At 41.8% G+C, this 20,863-nt stretch carries 26 protein-coding genes and 1 pseudogene; 17 read left to right on the top strand and 10 right to left on the bottom strand.

What is annotated here, in order from left to right; all coding sequences use genetic code 11:
- The 6 genes and pseudogenes from BM739_RS11260 to BM739_RS11235 all read left to right on the top strand — a co-directional run.
- A pseudogene (locus BM739_RS11260) lies at window positions 1–196 on the top strand (IS110 family transposase); the annotation flags it as partial.
- A 482-nt stretch (window positions 197–678) separates the two neighbouring features.
- Window positions 679–1,359: a c-type cytochrome gene (locus tag BM739_RS11255; protein ID WP_076540645.1), complete on the top strand. Its 681-nt coding sequence runs from the start codon at window positions 679–681 to the stop codon at window positions 1,357–1,359.
- Between the two features lie 9 nt (window positions 1,360–1,368).
- Window positions 1,369–2,412: a c-type cytochrome gene (locus tag BM739_RS11250; protein ID WP_076540644.1), complete on the top strand. Its 1,044-nt coding sequence runs from the start codon at window positions 1,369–1,371 to the stop codon at window positions 2,410–2,412.
- Between the two features lie 113 nt (window positions 2,413–2,525).
- The gene (locus BM739_RS11245; RefSeq protein ID WP_083698134.1) at window positions 2,526–2,774 is read left to right on the top strand and encodes a cysteine-rich CWC family protein; all 249 of its coding nucleotides are present in this window, start codon (window positions 2,526–2,528) and stop codon (window positions 2,772–2,774) included.
- A gap of 303 nt (window positions 2,775–3,077) precedes the next feature.
- Window positions 3,078–4,445, top strand: a complete 1,368-nt coding sequence (locus BM739_RS11240; protein ID WP_076540642.1) for a sodium:alanine symporter family protein — start codon at window positions 3,078–3,080, stop codon at window positions 4,443–4,445.
- 69 nt (window positions 4,446–4,514) lie between these two features.
- Window positions 4,515–4,907 carry a hypothetical protein gene (locus BM739_RS11235; RefSeq protein WP_076540641.1) on the top strand — a complete coding sequence of 131 codons (393 nt, stop codon included), beginning with the start codon at window positions 4,515–4,517 and terminating at the stop codon, window positions 4,905–4,907.
- Between the two features lie 58 nt (window positions 4,908–4,965).
- On the opposite strand, the gene BM739_RS20235 is transcribed toward BM739_RS11235, so the two are convergent.
- From BM739_RS20235 to BM739_RS11215, 5 genes are all read right to left on the bottom strand, one after another.
- A complete protein-coding gene (locus tag BM739_RS20235; RefSeq protein WP_175609516.1) occupies window positions 4,966–5,142 on the bottom strand; it encodes a PA3496 family putative envelope integrity protein in 177 nt (58 codons plus the stop codon).
- Window positions 5,143–5,450: 308 nt separating this feature from the next.
- Entirely contained in the window at window positions 5,451–6,140 is a 690-nt protein-coding gene (locus BM739_RS11230) for a TorF family putative porin (protein WP_076540639.1), read from the bottom strand.
- A gap of 288 nt (window positions 6,141–6,428) precedes the next feature.
- A complete protein-coding gene (locus BM739_RS11225) occupies window positions 6,429–6,701 on the bottom strand; it encodes an HU family DNA-binding protein (protein WP_076540638.1) in 273 nt (90 codons plus the stop codon).
- Between the two features lie 240 nt (window positions 6,702–6,941).
- Window positions 6,942–7,739 (bottom strand): response regulator, encoded by a 798-nt coding sequence (locus BM739_RS11220; RefSeq protein WP_076540636.1) that lies wholly within the window; start codon window positions 7,737–7,739, stop codon window positions 6,942–6,944.
- 87 nt (window positions 7,740–7,826) lie between these two features.
- Window positions 7,827–8,213 (bottom strand): hypothetical protein, encoded by a 387-nt coding sequence (locus BM739_RS11215; RefSeq protein WP_076540634.1) that lies wholly within the window; start codon window positions 8,211–8,213, stop codon window positions 7,827–7,829.
- A gap of 104 nt (window positions 8,214–8,317) precedes the next feature.
- On the opposite strand from BM739_RS11215, the gene BM739_RS11210 reads away from it, so the two are divergent.
- Window positions 8,318–8,827: a DUF4240 domain-containing protein gene (locus tag BM739_RS11210; protein ID WP_076540633.1), complete on the top strand. Its 510-nt coding sequence runs from the start codon at window positions 8,318–8,320 to the stop codon at window positions 8,825–8,827.
- A gap of 95 nt (window positions 8,828–8,922) precedes the next feature.
- Here the strand turns inward: BM739_RS11210 and BM739_RS11205 are convergent, their stop codons facing one another.
- Window positions 8,923–9,258 (bottom strand): hypothetical protein, encoded by a 336-nt coding sequence (locus BM739_RS11205; RefSeq protein WP_076540631.1) that lies wholly within the window; start codon window positions 9,256–9,258, stop codon window positions 8,923–8,925.
- Window positions 9,259–9,618: 360 nt separating this feature from the next.
- On the opposite strand from BM739_RS11205, the gene BM739_RS11200 reads away from it, so the two are divergent.
- Window positions 9,619–10,149: a DUF3016 domain-containing protein gene (locus tag BM739_RS11200; protein ID WP_076540630.1), complete on the top strand. Its 531-nt coding sequence runs from the start codon at window positions 9,619–9,621 to the stop codon at window positions 10,147–10,149.
- 99 nt (window positions 10,150–10,248) lie between these two features.
- Here BM739_RS11200 and BM739_RS11195 read toward each other — a convergent pair whose 3' ends face one another.
- Window positions 10,249–10,560, bottom strand: coding sequence for a prephenate dehydrogenase (locus BM739_RS11195; RefSeq protein ID WP_076540628.1), 312 nt, complete (start codon window positions 10,558–10,560; stop codon window positions 10,249–10,251).
- A 50-nt stretch (window positions 10,561–10,610) separates the two neighbouring features.
- Between BM739_RS11195 and BM739_RS11190 the strand changes: the two genes are divergently transcribed.
- Window positions 10,611–11,522: a TraB/GumN family protein gene (locus BM739_RS11190; protein WP_083698133.1), complete on the top strand. Its 912-nt coding sequence runs from the start codon at window positions 10,611–10,613 to the stop codon at window positions 11,520–11,522.
- A gap of 141 nt (window positions 11,523–11,663) precedes the next feature.
- On the top strand, window positions 11,664–12,533 hold the full coding sequence (locus BM739_RS11185; RefSeq protein WP_076540625.1) for a MaoC family dehydratase: 870 nt from the start codon (window positions 11,664–11,666) through the stop codon (window positions 12,531–12,533).
- A 99-nt stretch (window positions 12,534–12,632) separates the two neighbouring features.
- Here the strand turns inward: BM739_RS11185 and BM739_RS11180 are convergent, their stop codons facing one another.
- Complete coding sequence (locus BM739_RS11180) at window positions 12,633–14,258, bottom strand: mechanosensitive ion channel family protein (protein ID WP_076540624.1); 1,626 nt, start codon at window positions 14,256–14,258, stop codon at window positions 12,633–12,635.
- Between the two features lie 110 nt (window positions 14,259–14,368).
- On the opposite strand from BM739_RS11180, the gene BM739_RS11175 reads away from it, so the two are divergent.
- A complete protein-coding gene (locus tag BM739_RS11175) occupies window positions 14,369–14,686 on the top strand; it encodes a hypothetical protein (protein WP_083698132.1) in 318 nt (105 codons plus the stop codon).
- Here BM739_RS11175 and BM739_RS20665 read toward each other — a convergent pair.
- The gene (locus tag BM739_RS20665) at window positions 14,683–14,808 is read right to left on the bottom strand and encodes a hypothetical protein (RefSeq protein WP_303046095.1); all 126 of its coding nucleotides are present in this window, start codon (window positions 14,806–14,808) and stop codon (window positions 14,683–14,685) included. The genes BM739_RS11175 and BM739_RS20665 overlap by 4 nt on opposite strands.
- Before the next feature lie 243 nt (window positions 14,809–15,051).
- On the opposite strand from BM739_RS20665, the gene BM739_RS20130 reads away from it, so the two are divergent.
- The 6 genes from BM739_RS20130 (at window position 15,052) to rraB (ending at window position 19,775) form a co-directional block, all read left to right on the top strand.
- Window positions 15,052–15,342, top strand: coding sequence for a hypothetical protein (locus tag BM739_RS20130; RefSeq protein WP_076540622.1), 291 nt, complete (start codon window positions 15,052–15,054; stop codon window positions 15,340–15,342).
- Window positions 15,343–15,427: 85 nt separating this feature from the next.
- The gene (locus tag BM739_RS11165) at window positions 15,428–16,639 is read left to right on the top strand and encodes a hypothetical protein (protein WP_076540621.1); all 1,212 of its coding nucleotides are present in this window, start codon (window positions 15,428–15,430) and stop codon (window positions 16,637–16,639) included.
- Window positions 16,629–17,531: a metal ABC transporter solute-binding protein, Zn/Mn family gene (locus BM739_RS11160; RefSeq protein ID WP_254843535.1), complete on the top strand. Its 903-nt coding sequence runs from the start codon at window positions 16,629–16,631 to the stop codon at window positions 17,529–17,531. Before BM739_RS11165 ends, BM739_RS11160 begins: the two co-directional genes overlap by 11 nt.
- A gap of 4 nt (window positions 17,532–17,535) precedes the next feature.
- The gene (locus BM739_RS11155; RefSeq protein ID WP_076540618.1) at window positions 17,536–18,309 is read left to right on the top strand and encodes a metal ABC transporter permease; all 774 of its coding nucleotides are present in this window, start codon (window positions 17,536–17,538) and stop codon (window positions 18,307–18,309) included.
- 218 nt (window positions 18,310–18,527) lie between these two features.
- On the top strand, window positions 18,528–19,316 hold the full coding sequence (locus BM739_RS11150) for a 1-acylglycerol-3-phosphate O-acyltransferase (RefSeq protein WP_076540616.1): 789 nt from the start codon (window positions 18,528–18,530) through the stop codon (window positions 19,314–19,316).
- Window positions 19,317–19,373: 57 nt separating this feature from the next.
- Complete coding sequence (rraB, locus tag BM739_RS11145) at window positions 19,374–19,775, top strand: ribonuclease E inhibitor RraB (protein WP_076540614.1); 402 nt, start codon at window positions 19,374–19,376, stop codon at window positions 19,773–19,775.
- Window positions 19,776–19,878: 103 nt separating this feature from the next.
- Here rraB and BM739_RS11140 read toward each other — a convergent pair whose 3' ends face one another.
- A complete protein-coding gene (locus tag BM739_RS11140) occupies window positions 19,879–20,838 on the bottom strand; it encodes a sensor domain-containing diguanylate cyclase (protein ID WP_076540612.1) in 960 nt (319 codons plus the stop codon).
- Window positions 20,839–20,863: the final 25 nt, after the last annotated feature.

The following is a 20,863-nucleotide window of genomic DNA, read 5'->3' as shown; positions in this document are numbered from 1 at the left end:
AAGGACCTTGTTTATCCATGGAGCACGGTCAATTTTATCGAGGCCAGACGTTGCGGTTGCGGTGTTTGGCGAATGGATACTTGAGCTTAGAGCGAGAAAGCCATTTAATGTCGCAGTCGTAGCATTAGCGAATAAATTGGTACGAATAGCGTGGTCGGTGTTATCGACCAAGCAAGCCTTTGAAATAAGAGTTTAACCCGAGTTTGCAGATGATAGAGAAGATGACAGAACGGTCAGACCACTAGATTGAAGACCTGACAATAAAAACAGCAACGCAGTATGCTTTGGGCTTTTTGAGGACAATCTAGCGCGGAACTCATCGTGGAGCGGGTGGTAAGCACCTAATGAAGACTCCGAATACATTAGCGCAAACCAACCTCGTTATCGAAAATATCATTTGCAATAACGAGGCGGACCATACATTTTATTGTCATAAAATAGCGCTAAAGGCATAACCTCAGAATTAACTTCACTCCAGTCGATTTGCTGATGACTAATCGACAACGACCTTTCATCATCAGTCTTTAGCCTGCCAATGTTCACTGTCTGTTCTTTGATAAGCGTATTTGGGTTACTTTTTCTTTGGTGGAGAGTATTCAATTAAGTCACATAAAGTGAACCTGATGGACTACATTTATTATTCCATTAGCTAAACATCATCCAAGGACAGGGCGGTATATGAAATTCCTTTTACAAGTCATCATGACAATAGCAATAGGGGCAAGTTGTAACTTGGCTATTGCCGATATTCCTGCGCAATCTCCCAAAGAGTTATTGCAAACCGTCCCCACACCGGCACAAGTTTGCTTAACTTGCCATGGCGTTAATGGTGAGGGTTTAGGTGTTGTAGGGCCGAGGTTGGCAGGTTTATCCAGTGAGTATATCGCCTCGCAGCTGGTTAATTTTCAAATGGGTAATCGACAAAGTCCCACAATGTCGGCGATGGCTGCGACAGTACAAGGCGATGCTATCCAAGTGGTTGCTGACTTCTTTGCCGCTAAAGTGGTCGCTGAGATCCCATTGCAATACCGCGGTGACAAGGTGGTGATAAGTGATATGGCGGAAAAATTGGCTTATCAGGGCGATTGGGGCCGCGATATACCTGCCTGTACTAGCTGTCATGGACCTTCTGGCATTGGCGCTGCTAACTTCCCTCGACTTGCAGGCCAAGAGCCTAGCTATCTTAAAAATCAACTATTGGCTTGGCAAAATGGTACCCGAAAAGGTGATGTCGATAATATGATGGCTAACATTGCCGCTAAGCTGACTGCTGATGAAATTAACGCATTGTCGGCGTACTTTTCAGCTTTAAAACCTCTGGTTCAAAATGCTGCTCAACAGCCTTTGGCACAAAAATAAGGACATACCATGAAACTGTTTAATTATTTAGTCGCTGGTGTGTTTATCAGTTCAGTTAGCGCTGCAGAATTACCCGATAGGCAAGCGCAGATCCCAGCTATTGCCAAAGATCCCGCAGCGCAGTATCTGCAACCTAGCGATTTATCAGCTATTCCACAGGGTGAGTTTGGCGACAAAGTACGTTTGGGCTATCAGATATTTGTTAATACTCAGCAATTAAGAGATAAATATGTCGGCAATGAGCTTAATTGCGTAAATTGTCATATGAACGCAGGTAATAAAGCCAATGCTTCACCGCTATGGGCTGCCTATATGGCTTATCCCGCTTATCGAAAGAAAAATGACAAAGTAAATAGCTACCAAGAACGGATTCAAGGTTGCTTCACTTATTCAATGAACGGTAAAGCCCCCGCATCAGGCAGTAAGGAGCTGGTGGCTATCTCAGCTTATTCTTATTGGCTAGCCATCAGCGGTTTGATGAATCAATTAGCTATTGATGGCAAAGTAGCAGAATTGAGTGATATAGAGCTGGTAAAAGGTGGCAATAGAGAAGATTTTCCGCTCCCTGCTGAAGTGAAGGCGATGTTCGATCAAAAAGCCTTAAGCTCACTAGCTGGCCGAGGTTTCCCCAAGCTTGAGGCGCCAGAACAAGCTTATTCAACTGAGCGAGGCGAAATAGTTTATCAAGCCCATTGTCAGGCTTGTCATGGCGCTGATGGTCAAGGCATTAAAATGGCTAATGTCAGTGCGTTACCGCCATTATGGGGGCCGCAAAGCTACAACTGGGGCGCAGGGATGCATCGAGTGAACACAGCTGCTAACTTTATCTATGAGAATATGCCATTGGGTAAAAGTATTCGGCTAACAGTGCAACAGGCTTGGGATGTGGCGGCTTTTGTAAACGCACATGAGCGGCCGCAAGATCCACGTTTAAAAGGAGACCTGCCACAAACCCAAAAAAGTTATCATCAACATGATGGCTTTTATGGCAAACAGCAGCTTGGAACTGTCTTAGGCGCCGACGCTTATCCTAACTTTCCCGCTGCAAAATAGATTATTAATCCGTTTCAAGTTGATGCTAATAGACTAAAATCGCTATTGAGATGCGATATTCTCATCGCGATTTTTTTTACGAGAGATAAACAGCCCTAGGCTAAGAAAAGCAGATGAAAGATGTAGAAATATATTCACCCAATCAAGCACTAGCAGCAGACCAGCAAGGCACAATTATTGAACCATTAGTATGTCCCGTTTGCCAGCAGGTTAATCAATGTGCGGTGAGTGCGGGACAGCCGATTGAAGACTGCTGGTGTTTAAGTGCTTCAGCTAAAGCGGTGATCAGCGACAAGCTGCGCACCGAGTTAAAGGGCAAAGCCTGCGTCTGTCAAAGCTGCTATCAAAAGCTGTCCCAGTGAAGGCCTTAATGACTGCTTGTTCAGGGGCATTAGGCTAGGTTGTACTGATCTAATAAGATTTAAGCGCTAATTTAGTTAGCGCTTTTTTTATCATTAAACTCATTTAATTGGCTGATAAAATACTGTTATTTGCTAATTTACACCATTTGCATCATGCCGATGTTTCCAATTTAGTGCCAATGCAGGTAATCTGAAATTCACGCACTGATGTATTCGCTGTGTGAACGCGGTAACCGTAAAAATAACGTTTAGTAATAACGATTAATAATAACTATAAATATTTAACTCATTATGAGGTTTTCAATGGAAGGATTAACTGCATTTATTAATGCAATAAACGGCATCGTTTGGGGCGTTCCCATGTTGGTGATGATTTTAGGAGTGGGATTATTTTTATCTATCGGATTAAAATTAATGCCAATCCTAAAATTAGGCACTGGCTTTAAACTACTGTGGTCAGGTCGAGCAACCGACAGTGACAGCCAAGATAAAGGCGAAATAAGCCCATTTAATGCGCTTATGACATCGCTCTCAGCCACCATAGGAACTGGTAATATTGCTGGGGTGGCAACCGCTATTTTTATTGGTGGACCAGGGGCATTATTTTGGATGTGGTGCACCGCATTAGTGGGGATGGCGACCAAATTTGCTGAAGCAGTATTGGCGGTAAAATTTCGTGAAAAAGACAGTAATGGTAATCACGTCGGTGGACCGATGTATTACATTAAAAATGGCTTAGGCAGCAAATGGACTTGGTTAGGGACTGCGTTTGCAATACTGGGCTCCATTGCCGGTTTTGGCATTGGTAATACTGTGCAAACAAACTCAGTGGCAGATGCTATGAGTTCAAATTTTGGGGTACCAAACTGGATTACCGGTATTGTGTTAATGGTGCTGGTTGGCGCAGTGCTGATGGGTGGTATAAAACGTATCGCAGATGTGGCTGGTAAATTAGTGCCGCTAATGACCTTGTTTTACATCACTGCGGGTTTTGCTGTTTTAGTGGTGTATGCCGATCAGATCCCGGCAGCATTTGAGTTAATTATTCACAGTGCCTTCAACCCTGTGGCTGCCCAAGGTGGCTTTGCTGGCGCAGCGGTTTGGGCTGCGATTCGTTTTGGTGTTGCTCGCGGCGTGTTCTCCAATGAAGCTGGCTTAGGGAGTGCGCCCATTGCTCACGCTGCCGCGCAAACCAATGATCCTGTAAAGCAAGGCTTAGTGGCCATGTTAGGTACATTCATTGATACCATTATTGTGTGTTCTATTACTGGCTTAGCGATTATTGTTTCTGGCGCTTGGACATCAGGGGAGAATGGCGCAGCATTAACTTCATATGCTTTTTCACACGCATTGCCCATGGGCAATTATATTGTTGCTGTGGCGCTGGCGGTATTTGCTTTTACCACCATTCTAGGTTGGAGTTTTTACAGTGAAAAATGTGTCCAATACTTACTTGGCGATAAAGCGGTTAAACCGTTTCGATTAGTTTGGACCTTAGTGGTGCCTATCGGTGCGGTGAGTTCACTAGAGTTTATTTGGCTGTTGGCTGATACCTTAAATGCGATGATGGCAATACCCAACTTAATTGCGCTAGTCCTATTAAGTCCTGTGGTCTTTGGCTTGACCCGAGAGTATTTTGCCAAGCAAAAAGCTAAGGCATTAGAGAGCTAATAACGCTGTTGATAAATGATGATGGCATACACAAGGAGTGTATGCCTTTACTGACAAGGAATATTATTGATGAAACATTCAAGCCAGATCCTTCCGTTGAGTTTTTTGCTTATGGTTTCATTAATCGTCGGTGGCTGTAATGGCATCTCTATAAGAACCAATGCTGATGAATATATTACTTACCAAGCCGCTGCTTCAACGGTTGAAATCTATCAGCCTAGTGAATTGTATAACCATGATAATGAACCGCTAGGTGAAGTTGTGACGACCTATTGCGCTAATGCCCCTGAAGCAATAGAGGCTGGTGTCCCCAGTATCAACACGCTTAAAAAACAATTGAAAGTGCAAACTCAAAAAAGGGGCGGTAATGCCCTTATCATTACAGACTGCGGCAAAATGATTTACCCAGCCTGTTCTATTTATTTAGAGTGTAATGGTCTTGCATACTTCTTAAAGTCTTAAACTGAAGCCTTAAGCTTATAAAAAGTATTAGCTTGATGAACCCGGACAAGGGGCTGGGTTAAAATAACTCATCTTCCCCTAAGCTTTTTCGCAATTCAGCTTGTTCGAGATAATCATCTAAGCGTCGTTTAACCTGTCTTTTACGTTCAATAATTTCAGCCGATCGTTGATTTTTTGGCGAAACCATTGCCTCGATTTCCGTATCATTTGGGATAGTCTCAGTAATATTAGCCATCACTTTATCCTCACATGGGTCGTACTCGTAAAGCACAATTGGTGGCTTTACATGAAGGGGAGTCGCAGCCTTAAGGGCGAGACGCCATGAGTACAATATTGCTACTTTATTGCCGACTAATAAGCTGCTAGGCGGCAGAAAAATAACCTCATAATTTGAATGTAGCAGTTAATTTAAAAAATGCGCACTTCTGAGGTGAGGATTTTGAAACTGGCAGCAATAAAAAACGCCACCCTAAGGTGACGTTTTTTGAGCATTTTTTGATGTATTAGATTAAGCAGCTTACATCATTTAATACTTTTTGATGGTTATAGATCGAAGCTATATGAGTAACCAAGAACAATTTTAGCATCATCATCATCTAAATCGGTATCTGTTGCCATGAACGAGATAGTACCGAAATCAGTATCAGTGCTCAGTGAGACGTTGTATTCAGAATAGCTATCAGTGCCGTACCAGCTGGTGATCACATCACCGTTTGAGTAACCATAATGGAAACCCAGTGACACTTTTTCAGTTAATGGGAAAGTCAGGTTAGCTTGAGCATAAATCATATCTTTTGAATCTAATGGGCTTTCAGCAATATCATCACCGCCATTGACTGTGTAAGAGTATGCGACATCTAACCATTTCCACGCGAGACCCACTGTTACTTCACCAAAATCAACACTGCCCGGTGAATCTGGGTAAGCGTAATAAAGGTAATTAATGTCGTAGCTTAAGTCTTCTGTAATGTCGCCACCGAAACCGGCATACACATCAAGCTCATAAGAGGTGCCGTCACCAAAATCGACATTTGATGCCCAACCACCGACATAGAAACCAGACTCATGGCCATAATCAATGCCACCTTGAACGGCAGCGCCACTGGTTTGTGACACACCACGCCAAATATAGTCTGACGTCGCGCCAATATTACCGGTGACTTCAGCTAAAGCTGTAGTGCTTAAAAGTAAACCTGTTGATAGCGCAATAGCTTGATACAGAGATTTTTTCATTTTCATTCCCTCAAAGTTTTATTATTCAATTAGCATCTTGCATAAAGTCGGGTCGATGCTAAATGTTGTTTTATCTGAGGTACCTGTTGCTAATGATGTGCCATGTTTATAAAGCTATATAAATCAGTCGCTTAAAAATCGCTGCACAGTTATGTTGCATTTATGTTGCTGCTTAATGATGCGTGACTGCACTTTAATTGTGCAATTGAAGTGTTATTTTTACTTATTTATGCAAAAAAAAGACATAAAAAACCTCCAAAAAAGGAGGTTTTATCGTTTAAGCTGTTTTTAGTTAACGCTATCTTTTAGCGTTTTACCCGCTTTAAACTTAGGTACTGTTGCTTCAGCAATTTGGATCTCTTGGCCGGTTTGTGGGTTACGACCTGTACGTGCTGCACGAACTGATGTTTCGAAAGAACCAAAACCTACGATAGAAATCTTGTCACCATTTTTCATGGCTTCAGTAACAGCTTCTTCAAAAGATTTTAGTGCACGACCCGCTTCAGCTTTTGTTAGCTCAGCATTTTCTGCAATTTTTGCAATTAATTCACTTTTGTTCATGTTGTATTCTCTGCTTTCCATAGATGTATTTATTTAGAACTAGATTAACATGCCATAAGCCATAGGGCTTTGAAAGCATTTTATCTGATAAATGTGCTGCTATATTGCAAATAAGTAACTTTTTAGTGATCTAATGAGCTTAAACTCGGCTGAGTGAGTTAACTGCTTCAGCCGTTTTTATCAAGTCTATTGATTTGTGGCGCTCATTTTACACTTAGGGCTGCGAAAATTTGTTAGCTATCAATCTTCTAACAGTTGATACAGCAGTTGCTTCACTAACTTAGGTTCAAAGGGTTTATCACATAGCGCATTAACACCAGCACTTGATACGTTGCTTAGGTGGGTATCGTTAGCTTCTGATGACACCATTAAAATTGGCACATGAGACTGCTGGCTTTGGTTGCGTATATATTGGGTGAGCGCCAGCCCATCAACGCTTGGCATATTGTAATCGGTGATCACCAAGTCAAACATTTGCTGCTGCATTAATTCGATAGCTTCAGCGCCATCACTTGCCTCGCTAATCATCCGAATACCCAAATTAGTAATAGTTCGTTTGATAATATTTCGCGCCATGCGGCTATCATCCACCACTAAAGTGCGAATATCCTGAACATCAAAATGGCTTAGGTCCAGTTCGTCATTACTAATTAAATCAATAGTGGAATTCAGTGCTGTGGCCAAATGATCGGCATCGAAAGGCTTAGGTAAAATCGCGACGGCCCCAGATTGCCTAAATATTTCCAGTTGCTCACGGCGACATTCACTGGACACCAACATAAATTGAATCTCTTGATAATCAGAGTCTTGTTTAATAAAACTGAGCAGTTCAGTGGCTTCTCCGTCAGTAAAGTGTAAAGCGCTGACAATGAGATCTGGCGTGTGTCGAACAATAATCTCTTTGGCTTGGGCAAGATTAGCGGCGGTTTGTATGCTATGTACGCCTTCTTGTTGCAGGCGTGAAATAATTATTTTTCTCTGAACATCAGATGGTTCAACTAGCAAAATGGATAATTCACTGGGCGATAAATGGCTCATGATATAGCTTCTTATTATTCGATCTGAGTTTTATGGGCGCATGTTAACTTATGCTAAGGGATGAATATAGTCAGCAGGGCGCCTTTGTTAACTTTTTGATTGCAAATAAGTCGCGGTTTTTTTACAAAATGCCACCCAGTATTGAAACCCCAGCAGTGAAAATAGTACCGCCGCAATGGCAGCAATTGGAATATTAAAGCCATTGAACACCACTTTTACATCTTCAGGGGTGATTTGATAGGCGATTATGGCAGTGGTAGACAGTGCTAATACCGCTAAGGTTTGTATGGCTAAATATACCTTTAAGGCAATGCTAGCCCAGTGAGCGCGCATTAATAAGCCAATCAACACAGGGATAACGCCGATACTGAATAAATCTATACTTTGAATGCTGTAAGAGCGCCAAAGGGCCACAATAGACAGTAACACGTACAAGGCAATTAATAGGGTTAATCTTAACGGTGGTTTATTCATAGTATTATTATCATTATTGGAACTATGTGAGTGGTCATGTGGTGTAGAATAGCGTGAGTAGAGATAGTTTGTGAAAACGTTTTTTAAGAAATTAGGATAAGTGAATGACTGAGGCGGAATTTTGGTCTTTGGTGACCCGTAGTCACCCAGAGCAATCAGAGCAAGCGTGCCATGATCAATTAGTGGAAAAATTGTCGGCGCTCGATGATGCTGACTTAGCGGCTTTTGATAAGCTATTTGGCCAACAGATGCGCCGCAGTTATCGCTGGGATATTTGGGGCGCTGCTTACATTGTTACTGGCTGCGATTCAGATTATGGCTTTGTGGAGTTTCGAGGGTTTATTTTATCCTTAGGTGAGACTTGGTATAACAAGATTATTGCTAACCCCGATTGTTTGGGCGAGCTTGAGTTATGGCCAACGAAAGATGACTATGCTTATCCCTTTATTGAAGATTATGATTTAATTGCCGGAAAAATCTATGAAGACCGCTGCGGTGAAGAGCTGCCTTTTGTACCTTCTGGTCAGCATACTCCTCAAGGTAAAAAGTTCAGTACTAAGAAAAAAGACCTTCGTAAAAACTATCCTTTATTAAGCCAGCGTTTTCCATTTTAAATATCGCTGCAAGTTAATTAAGCATCCACAAAAAATGCAGCTTTATAGCTGCATTTTTTAGTTTAATCAGGATGTAAGCCTGTCAATCCGTAGGCTTAGCCGCTGCAAGTTTCTGATTGAGTATCAAACTCTAAACCGTTTTTAGCGCAAGCTTGAGTCAAAAATTTGTGTTCAGCGGTTTGTAACTGTTGCTCAAAGTGTTGTGCTATTTCAGCACTAAACTCTTGCTCAGCGGTTTTTATATGTTGCTTCATGAGCTGCTGGTGGTGTTTTATCGCTTGAGCGCCCTGGGCATCGATATCAAATTGATGGGCAAAGCTTGACGATGACGCCAGCATGGTAATTATAACGGTGGCTGCAAGGGCGATGGGCTTAATCATCTTGTTGCTGGTCGTTGTGTCGATAGCTGTATTGGTTTCGATGTTATTCATATTAACTCCAGTATTGATACGTTAATTGCTATTAGCGCTGAATCCTTGAGCGATATATGTGTCCAGAAAACTTATTTCGCCATTTTTAGCTTGTAAGCCCTTGAGGGGCTCGGTGAAATAATGCCTCACTGCTTTGTTGGGTTACAGAATAAGCTATTGTTGCTGAATAAATACTGAACAGTTTTGGTTTGTTTTTTAAACGCTAATATTGTCAATTAGTGTTATTATTTAAGGTGATGCTGTTACAGTAACCTTGTTAGACTAGGTTAAGCTTATATTCAGGTTCGTTTATGTATAGTGTGAAATGAGTTTAAAAGCGTTGCTATAAATACAATAGGTTCATAGTCAGGAGATAACATAATGAAGGTGAAATATTTACTATTAGCAGGGGCATTGGTATGTAACCTTGCCGCTGCTGAAGACGAAATCGCCCCGAATCCAGTCACTGAAGAAGGTGTTGTTAAAATTGAATGGCAAGAGCCTAAAAAGTACCGAGATTTAAAAACTGCCAATGAAGTGAAATCTCGTTTTCAGCAGCGCTTTTTCGACACTATGACTAAAAATATCAACAAAGAAGCTGAAAAGATTTTAAAACCAGAGCAGAAGCTTGAGATGGTGGTTTCTGATGTGGATTTAGCCGGCGATCTACGGCCAACATTTGGCGCAACCTCTGCTAGTGAATTGCGGATTGTAAAAGACTTATACCCACCGCGTATGGCCTTTAGTTATAGCATCACTGAAGCTGACCAAGTGATTATGGCGGGTGATGAAAAGTTAATTGATATGAACTTTATGTATGGCAGCCATTCAACCCGTAACCAAAAGCCGTTTGAGTATGAAACGAAAATGCTTGAAGATTGGTTGAATAAAACGGTAGCGCCTAAGTTATAAATATCTCTGATTCAGCAGGGTATATTGTGCTTAAATGTAAAGCGGCTTATTGATAAGCCGCTTTTTTTGTACCTAAACATTACAAAGTGCTGCTGTCAGCTATTTGGTGTTTTGTTTGAATAAGTGCAAGGTTTGCAGCAAAGCACCTAGCTTTTTCACATAAGCCTCTAAGGTTTCAGGCGGAATATGTCTGAGTTCTTGGATCTCATCTAACTCGTCAGCTAATTCTTGTACATAAGGTAAGAAGCGGTTACTACTTTGGCTAAAGCCTTGTTCTTCGGTAAAAATTGCTACAAACTTACCGTGGCCGACTTGGTGTAATTCATCGAGTCTTTTATCGGCATCAATGGCTTGACGGTATCCTGTTTGCAGGCTTTCTTTTATTTGCTGGATAACTTTGGTATACGGCATGATAGCCTCATTAAACATCTTCAAATTAAGCTAAATTATAAGGGTCTGCTATGGGACTAACAAGTCTAATGGATTTTAAATTAACGTTTGCAGCAACAAAGCGTTGCTATGCTTATTGGGGCTTGTTAATCAGCGCTGTTTTATGCAGCGCTCTAGTCAGTGCTGCTGAAACTGACACCCCGCCTTTTTATAAAGTCACCTATCAAGGTAAACAGGCATTCTTATTAGGCTCAATTCATGTGGGTAAAGCAGATTTTTACCCGATGGCACCGGTTATTGAACAGGCTTTTTCACAGGCTGGGGCATTGGTTATTGAAGCGGATGTCACTAAAGCCAATACCCAGCAGCTATTAGGCCAATATGGCTTAGCTACTCCATCTACTTCCGTTGATTTAGCTCAGGCTTATCCGGCATTTTGTAAGCTCAATTTAACTGTTTGTCAGGGATTATCGCCATTAGCGCCATGGCTTCAGGCTGCGCAAATAGCATTAGTACGTTTCAGTCAGTTAGGGTTTAGCGCTGAAGAAGGGGTGGATGTGACTTTTGTGGCTAAAAATCAAGGACGCACCTTGTTAGAGCTTGAAAGTGTGGCCTATCAATTTGAGTTGATTTCATCTTTTAGTCAGCAAACGCAACTGCAGATGTTAGATGAAGCCGTTGAGGGTAGTGATGAAGAAATGCTGGAGATGGTGGCCGCTTGGCGCAGTGGCGACAAGCAACGACTTGCTGAGATTATGGAGCATCAAAGCGATGACGTGGCCAAAGAATTAGTCGAAAAACTGCTGTGGCAACGTAATCAGCAAATGAGTCAGCGCACCATGGCGCTATTAAACGAAGGCAAGCATCAGTCACTGTTTATCATTGTCGGTGCGGGCCACGTGGTGGGCAGCCAGTCTATGCCGATGATATTAAACCAAGCAGGGGCTGAGGTCATCGATTGTTGGCAAGCCCAGTGTTTATAAACTCCAGTGAGTAAACTTTGGGGCTGTGCGGTATTTTTACACTGTAGTATAATGCGCTCATTAAAGCATTTGTGAGTAGTGTGAAACGGACAAATACCGTTATTTTGCACAGTTATTTCACCGTATAAAAAGGTAAGCCACTTGAGTAACGATTACTCTATAGCATTAACGTCAATGCCGTCGTTGTTGTCTTTATACCGCAAAATATTATTATCGCGTAAGCCGGGTTGGGATCAACAACCGCTGCCAAAGATCCATGTACAGGCAGATGGCATTAGATTATCAGATAAGAAAGTACGTCAATATGCTGAGGTATGTCAGTTTGATTATGATGGCAAAGTGTTACCGCCAACATTTTTGTACGTCCTTGCATTTAGATTGCATGCCACCATTTTTACCCATAAAGCGATTACCTTTCCTTTATTGGGGATGATCCACTTAAAAAATAGTATTAGCTTATATCGACCCATTCACGCTGATGAAGTGTTTAATGTTGAATGTAATCTAATTTCTAGCCACACCACTGATTCCGGACTTGAATTTGAGCTTGAATCTAAAGTGTATGTGGGTGATGAATTAGTGTGGCAGGCATTATCTACCTACCTTTACCGTATCGAGTCTAAAGGCCGCAGGACTAGACCACCGCGGGCTTCAGATATGGCGTGGGAAAACGTCAATACTTGGTCATTAGCTGATAATTTGGGCCGTCAATATGCACAAGCTTCGGGTGATTATAATTTGATCCACCTTCACCCTATGGTGTCTAAGCGTTTTGGTTTTGATCGTGTGCTTGCCCATGGTATGTGGTCTAAAGCGCGCTCGCTTGCTGGGTTAATGCAGTTTATCGGTGATAGGCCGTTTAAGGTTGATGTCGAGTTTAAGCTACCGGTATTTATGCCGTCTGATGTGACCTTTGCTTTTGAAAGTATGGAAAATGGAAAGCGTTTTGAAATGCGTGATATTAAAGGCCGCAGACCACACCTAATGGGCACTATGTCGTACTTAGATTGATCCCCTCGCGTTATCGGTAAATGCGTAACAAAAAGCCCGCAGCAAGACATTGCTGCGGGCTTTTTAGTTTGTTACAGAAAACGAGTTAAGTCACAAAGCTTAATCGGCCGCCTTTTCATGATAAATATGCACATCCCGTTGCGGGAACGGAATGCTGACACCTTGGGCATCAAACTGCATTTTTACTTCGCGGGTAATATCCCAATATACTTCCCAGTAATCCACTGGATTTGCCCAAGGACGCACGACAAAATCCACTGATGATTCACCTAAGGTGTGCAGTTTAATCGTCGGCTCTGGATACTTTTTCACTTTTGGGTGAGCCAGTACAATATCCGTTAAGATTTTTTCTGCTTTAGGAATATCATCACCGTAGCCAATACCAAAGGTCATATCCACACGACGTTCTTGCTCGGCGGTGATGTTGTTGATGGTATCGCCCCAAATTTTATTGTTTGGAATAATCAGGCGTTGGTTATCTAAGGTTTTCACCGTGGTAGAGACTAAGCTCATATGACTAACCCGCCCAGTAACACCGGCGGCATTGATTAAGTCACCAACATCGTAAGGGCGGTAAATTAAAATCATCATCCCTGAGGCGAAGTTAGATAAGGTATCTTGCAAGGCAAAACCGATAATCACACCGGCGATACCAAAACCTGCCAGCAGCGGCGCGAGTTCAAAGCCAAGTTGTGACAGCGCAATGAGTAAACCTAGCGCGAAGATGATATTGCCAGATATTGAGGTGAAAAAGTCTTGCAATAGCATGCTGAAATTGAGCTTAGAAGAATTGACCGCTTTACGAACCACTTTTTTGACCAACTTAGACACTAAGCTGGTTAAAAATAAAATGATTAAAAAGATAACGACTTTAAAAGTAAGTCCTGTGCCATTTTCAAGTGCTTGATTTTTAGCGATGTCCATCCAGTCACTAAGCAGGCTAGAAGCCACATCAAAGTTTAAAACATCTTGGGTAATATCCCCTGAGACACTAAATAATGTTTGCTGAATCTGCGTTGTGTCTTGGCCTAAACCTTCAAGCGCATCAGCGGCAATACTTAAGCTACTGCTGTGCTGTGATAATCGCTCTTTGAGCTCAATAACGTGAGTTTTTTGTTCTGCGGTTATATCAGCGCCAGCGGTTGAAGCATCGCTCACAGCTTCTTTAAGCTGATTTTGGGTGTAATTGACGATACTTTCAAGATAGTCAGCCCGCAGGGTAAGCTCATTGGTTAGTGCTGTTTTGGCACTGTCGACATTAATATTTAAAGTGTTGGCCCAATTGATTGTTTGTAGTTGAGCCTGTAAGTAAAGATCTCTATCGGCTTCACGATCAATAATCGCTTTCATTGTTTGAGTCTGAGTTTCGTCATCTAATGCCAGTTTCAGCGCGGTGATGTTATCATCTAAATATTTACCGACATTATCTAAAAAGCTCAATTGTTGCTGTATTTGCGGGGTGAGATAGGCTAAATCTGGGTTTTCTTGATTAACTAATGAATCTAATTTTTCTCGTAGTTGGTTGTTTTTATTTAAAATTCGGAATTCGCTGATTGCTTTTAATTCACCTTTTGCGGTTTTAAGGTAGCTAACATCGGCATCAATGCGTTGTTGTAATTGGGCTATTTTATTAATGGTTGCAGGGTCAGCTGGCGCTGCAACACTGCTTTGTGAAAAGCTCATTAAGCTGACGAAACAACATAAGATAAGCAAGATTCTGGGCATGATAAACGTCCTGTAAATTGGTAGTGACTTTATCATAAGTTATTGGAGGAACTTTGACGATAATTTGCTAGACTAACGCACTTTTTATTTTCAGCTACAGGTTGCTCATCATGGCACTGCAATGCGCACATTGTCACAAGCCTATGTCGATTAGTAAGATCAGCGGAACTCGAGGTAAGGGGTTCTCATCGCATATTCAGTGCTATCACTGCCAGGCTTGGCTTGGTCGCCATCGTTATCTTACGATGTTAAAAATACTTGGTTTTTATACTGCGGTAGGTGCGGGTGTGACAGGCTATTTTGTGGCTGGATTAGCCAATATTATTACCCCCGTGATCATGCTGTCGCTGATCCTTACAGGGGTAACGCATTTAATGGATCATTTATTGGTTATTGAAGCGCCTGAAGAGGGCTCAGCAACAAATTAATCTACTACTTGAACTTGATTTTCTAGTGCTGTTTCAACGTAGTAAATACCGCCAAGAACTACAACAGCGATGATCACCATTGTTAAAATAATGCCCACATTGTCTTTTAATAAATTCATCATAGATAATTCCTCTGTCATTGGCAGATTAAATTGGTATTTATAGTAAATATATTAGTCTTTTCAGCTTAAGCTAATCTTAAAATAGCATAATGTTGAGAGGCTTAGACGCCCTTGCTGATCACAAATTTTCAGTAGAAGTGATTTGTAACAAAATTGTAGTTGATTTTTTGGTTTTAATTCTTAAGAATAGCAGCCTTGTTAATGGGTGTTTGCTGATATGATTTAATGGATGAGACTAGTTAAGTGAAATTTTCTTTGCACATAAGACGAAATATTGCGATGTGGCTTTGCGCCATGCTCGTATTATTGTCTTTTGCCGCATCCGCTCACGAATCTGTTCATCAACATGAAAGCATTAATACTCATTGTACTTTATGTTTTCATCAGCACCAGTTACACAAAACCCTTCCAAGTATTGAATTTAGCATTCCGGTTGTACGTCAAAGCTACGAACTCACACCGTTAGCCCATTCAGAATCTCTTAGCTCACATCAGGCTTATTATCATAGTCGCGCACCGCCAATCTTTAGTTAATTCAACAATTTAATTAATAATTATAAATTATATTTTCCGACTATTAAGCAAAATAGGCGGATGTTTGTTGTATTTTGGAGATTTTATGTTTAGTTCAAATAAACGACTGTCAGCAGTCGCAATCGCGTGTGCCCTTTCTTCAAGCTCTGTTGTTGCAGATGATTCAAGCTTAACCAATCCTAATATCAGTGCGGTTTTAGATGGTTTTTATCAATCAGGTGATCGTGGTTTAGGTGGCCGAAGTGAAGGCTTTGGTTTAGGTGAAACTGAATTTGCTATCAGCGCTAATATCGATGATATGTTTTACGGTAAAGTCACTGCGATATTAGAAGTGCATGACGGCGAAACAGAACTTGAGCTTGAAGAAGCCTTTATTCAAACCATGGGTATGCCTGGCGGTTTTGGCATTCGCGCTGGTCGTTTTTTGTCTGATGTGGGTTATTTAAATAACCAGCATATTCATACCGACGCTTTTGCTGACCGTCCCGGGGTTTATCGCGCCTTTATGGGCGGGCATTACTTTGATGATGGTGTCAGATTAACTTATGTAGCGCCGACAGATTTGTACTGGACTATGGGCGTGGAAGCCTTTAGTGGTAAAAATATGCGTGCTGAAGATGAGCATGATGAGCGTGACTTTAGCTCAGTAGGGGTGTATTCAGCATTCACTAAGTTTGGTGGTGATATTGGTATTTCTAGTTCTTGGCAGGTTGGCTTAAGTTACTTACGTAATGAAAATGGTAAAACTTATCTAGAAGAAGAGGATGAGCACGAGCATGAGTCTGAAGAAGATCATGATCATGAAGGCCATAGCCATAGCGCAGCCTATACTGGTGAAAATACCTATATTGCGGACTTTGTCTATAAGTGGGCACCAAATGGTAATTACAAATACCAACACTTAACTGTTAGCGGCGAGTATTTCCGGGTTACTGATATTTTCTCATTTGAAGAAGAGCATGATCATGAAGATGAACATGAGATACTCAGTGCTGAAGGCCATGACGATTACCATCAAGGTTGGTACTTAAGTGGCGTGTATCAGTTCTCGCCAAATTGGTCTGCTGGTTTACGTTATGGTGAAGTGGATAGCTTTGAAGCCCACGGCGATCACTTAGACCCACAAAAGCTAAAAGAAACCGAATTAAGTTTGGCGTGGCATCAGAGCCATTTCTCCACCGTACGTCTACAATACACTAACCAGAAAGGCACCAACTTTGATGGTTTTGAAGACGATAATATCATTACTCTACAATATGTTATGTCATTAGGAGCTCACGGTGCACATCAATTCTAAAAAACTAATATTAGCAGCTGGCATATTTGCCAGCTTGTTAACCAGTTCTGCTAATGCAGCGCTTAATGTATTTGCTTGTGAGCCTGAGTATGGCGCATTAGCTAAGGCGTTAGCCCCTGATGCTAAAGTCTATTCAGCCACGAGTGCGCAGCAAGATCCACATCAAGTGCAGGCGCGTCCAAGCTTAATTGCTAAAATGCGCCAAGCTGACTTAGTGGTGTGTGCTGGCGCCGATCTCGAAATTGGTTGGTTGCCGATGTTGCAGATGAAAGCCTCAAACAACAAGGTGCTTTCTACAGATACTGGGCTTTTTTATGCCGCGGATCATATCGAGACCTTAGATCAACTTGAGCAAGTGGATCGCTCTATGGGTGATGTTCATGCCAAAGGTAATCCGCATTTACATTTTGACCCAAGAAAATTCCTTAAGGTGGCGCAGGCGTTATCTGCCAAAATGATTGAGTTAGATCCTAACTCAAGTGCTGAGTATCATGTTGCATTAACTGAGTTTACTGAGCAATGGCAGCAAGCTATTCCACGTTGGGAAGCGCAAGCGCAATCGCTGAAGGGCAAAAAGGTCATTGCTTATCACTCAAGCTTTAGGTATTTGTTTAATTGGCTTGGCATGGAGCAAGTGGCAGATCTTGAGCCTAAGCCGGGCATTCCACCTAGTAGTAGCCATTTAGCCAAACTTGTGAGCCGCAGCCAACAAGGTGATGTTATGGCGGTGATTGTAGCCTCATATCAGGATGAGCGCGGCGCACATTGGTTAGGTGAACGCACTGATTTACCTGTGGTGATTTTGCCAATGTCAGTGGGTGGTAACAGCCAAAGCCAAGATTTAATTAGCTTATATGACAGCGTGCTAACGTTATTAACTGAGGCGCAATAAGCCTATGTTAGATTTAGAGTTGCTGCTGATTTTATTCCCAGCATTTGTTGCAGGCATCATCATCTTGTCTACCCATGTGGTGTTAGGTCGGCAAGTGCTTAAGCGCGGTATTATTTTTATCGACTTAGCGATTGCTCAAGTGGCAGCGCTGGGGGCAATTGTGGCTCATATGGATCATAGAATTGAGGATATTCCTTATTCCCATGTGTGGATGCCAGCCATATTTGCCTTAGGTGGCGCTGGGCTTATTGCTTGGCTATCGAAGCATTTTGCCGATGAATTAGAAGCCTTTATTGGCTGTTTTTATGTACTGAGTGCTGTTGGGGCCATGTTGTTATTGTCTAATGATCCCCACGGTGCAGAACTGCTAAAACAGCTGATGTCGGGGCAGATATTATGGGTAAATTGGTCGCAACTTGTACTGCCAGCAGTGGTGTCGGCAGCGATTCTAGTCTTAATTGTATGGAAACCTCAGATACTTGAAGGCGCAGGATTTTACTTTCTATTTGCCATAGTGATTACATTATCGGTTGAATTAGTTGGTGTTTATCTTGTTTTCAGTACGCTAATCTTGCCTGCGTTAGCGCTAAATCAGTATGTGGGTAAATATACCTTGCTGCTGGCTTATGTGGTTGGATTTGTTGGTTACCTAGCAGGGCTAATACTCTCGGCCAGTTATGACTTGCCTAGTGGCGCAGCTATTGTTGCTGCGTTAGCGGTCAGTGCCGCGTTAATGCGTTTACTGCTCAGTAATCGTTCTAATAAGGCTGAAGTTTAGCGCTGCAGAATTAATGATGCGTTAATGTTTAAGGCATCATTAATTCACTTTTAGCAGTGTATAATGCCAAGCACATTAATTATCTGAGCTATTCAGAGCATTTATGTGCTTGGTATAACGACTTTAAGCTTACATTTGTACACCGAAATTAGCTTAAGCTATTGAGTCCAGCAGATGTGCTGGCTATACTGTCGCCACTTTATTTGTAGGAGTCTGCTGTGCTGTTAATTGCTCGTTCAATTATTCTAGCAGTGTTACTAACACTGGCGTTTTTTTTCGCAATCATCCTTTGTATTGTTAGACCTATGCATCGTGATAATGTCCATGTGATTGCTAAACTATTTTCATCTGTTGCTCCTATTTTAGGGATTAAAGTGATTACCCGTAACGCGGTGATTAACCCTCAAGTAGACACTGGCGCTGAGGCTAACGCTGAAACTGCCACTGACACCGCAGCAAGCCTTAAGCAACCTAAGATCTATTTAGCGAATCATCAAAATAATTTTGATTTATTTACCCACACCTCTGCAGTGCCAGAAGCCACGGTGAGTTTAGGTAAAAAAAGCTTAGCTTGGATGCCATTATTTGGGCAGATTTATTGGTTATCAGGCAATATTCTGATTGACCGTAAAAACCGTCATAGTGCCTTTGATACTATGGCCAAGACGGTTAAGAGAATGAAACAAAAGCTGTTATCGGTATGGATTTTCCCTGAAGGGACACGCTCTAGAGGGCGCGGTTTACTGCCGTTTAAAGTCGGCGCATTTCATACGGCTATCGCCGCTAAAGCGTCAATTGTGCCAGTATTAGCATCTTGCCAAAATCATATTAAACTTAACAAGTGGAATAATGGTGTAGTCATTGTTGAAATGATGGCGCCTATGTCGACTGCAAACGTGGATAAAGCCGATGCCAAAAAGCTTTGTGCTAAGGTGCATCAAGTGATGTCACAGCGTTTAGCTGAATTAAATCAAGAAGCATCGCTATTAATGGCTAAACCTCAGTAGCTTTATCACGTATAATTAGCCTTATAGCGTATTTAAATTTGTTAACGGAGAGAATCCATGTCTATTGAAGCTCAACTTAAAGAGCAATTTGCCGAGAACCGTGAAATTATTCAGGCGCTGCTTGATGATGGTTCACAAGCTGATGCTGAATATACTATCGAGCATCATTTCTCTTCGACTAACTTTGATCGTTTAGAAAAAGCCGCTGTTGATGCTTTCAAATTAGGTTTTGAAGTTAACGATGCAGAAGAGATGGAGCTTGAAGATGGCTCAACCATTATTTGCTTTGATGCAATTGCCAATCATGCTCTTGAAGCATCGTTACTTGATAAAGCTTGTGAGCAGTTAATGCTGCTTGCTGCCAAGCAAAAAGTTGATTATGACGGCTGGGGCACCTTCTTTATTGGTGACGAAGAAGAGCTTGATGAAGATGAAGACTTAGAAGACGACGGTTTCTAAATCATTATCGCTTAACTAGCGTCACTCGTTTAATAAATAAGCCCACTTCATTGTGGGCTTTTTAATGGCTGATCACTGGGGTTATAAAATGAATCTCAGCGGGTTATTTTTCAAATACCGTGGTTTGATTACGGCCATTTTCTTTCGATTGATATAAGGCTTTATCGGCACCGGATAGCCAACTTTCACTGCTAGTGGTGGCAGAGGATAAATCATTAACGCCAATACTGATGGTCATTTTAATGATTTGATTGTTATAAACCACTTGCGAGGCCTCGACTTTTTTACGCAGGCGCTCAGTGAAGTATTTTGATTCAGCTGCGGTGGTATAAGTTAATACTACCGCAAACTCCTCACCGCCATAGCGGCCGGCAAAATCAGTTTCACGTAATGATTGCTTTAATATGTTGGCGAGGCTTTGAATAACTTTGTCACCAGCAGGGTGGCCGTATTTATCATTGATGGCTTTAAAATGATCGATATCAATCATGATCATACTGGCTTTTTCACCATAACGGGCAAAGCGCTCGTATTCTTTTTCAAAGCAAACTTGCCAATGACGGCGATTATACAACTGGGTTAGGCTGTCAGTTTGGCTGAGTGTTTCTAATTGCTCATTGACTGATTTTAGCTGTAACTTATTGATGGCGATATCAGTTACATCATAAACAATAATACTAATATGGGTGATTTCACCCGTTAGCGACGCCAGTGGCAGCAAGGTAATGTTTTGGTACATGTAATCTGCGCGGCCAGTGATCGGGCGATAATTTTTAAACTGAAAGACATAAGGGCGCTGCTCCCAGCTGATGAAAGAGCGGTTTTTGAGTAAAAATACCGACTCCATTTTTTGCTTAAGCCACTCAGAGGGTAAATCGTTAAAAACTTCAAAAAGATTTTGACCTTTAATACTGTTAGGTGACACACCGCTATGGTTTTCCATGAAACCATTCCAAAGCTGGATATTGTAGTCACGATCTAATACCACCAAGCCAACTTCAATGGTTTGTACCATATCAATAAGCCAGTGTAGCTCGTTCATTGCGCTTTGATCAGTAGCCATGTTCTAACATCCGTATTGTATTATT

Origin of the sequence: Shewanella sp. UCD-KL21 (genome assembly GCF_001957135.1) — a bacterium.
GTDB lineage: Bacteria > Pseudomonadota > Gammaproteobacteria > Enterobacterales > Shewanellaceae > Shewanella.
This window is presented reverse-complemented; position numbering and strand designations above follow the sequence as displayed.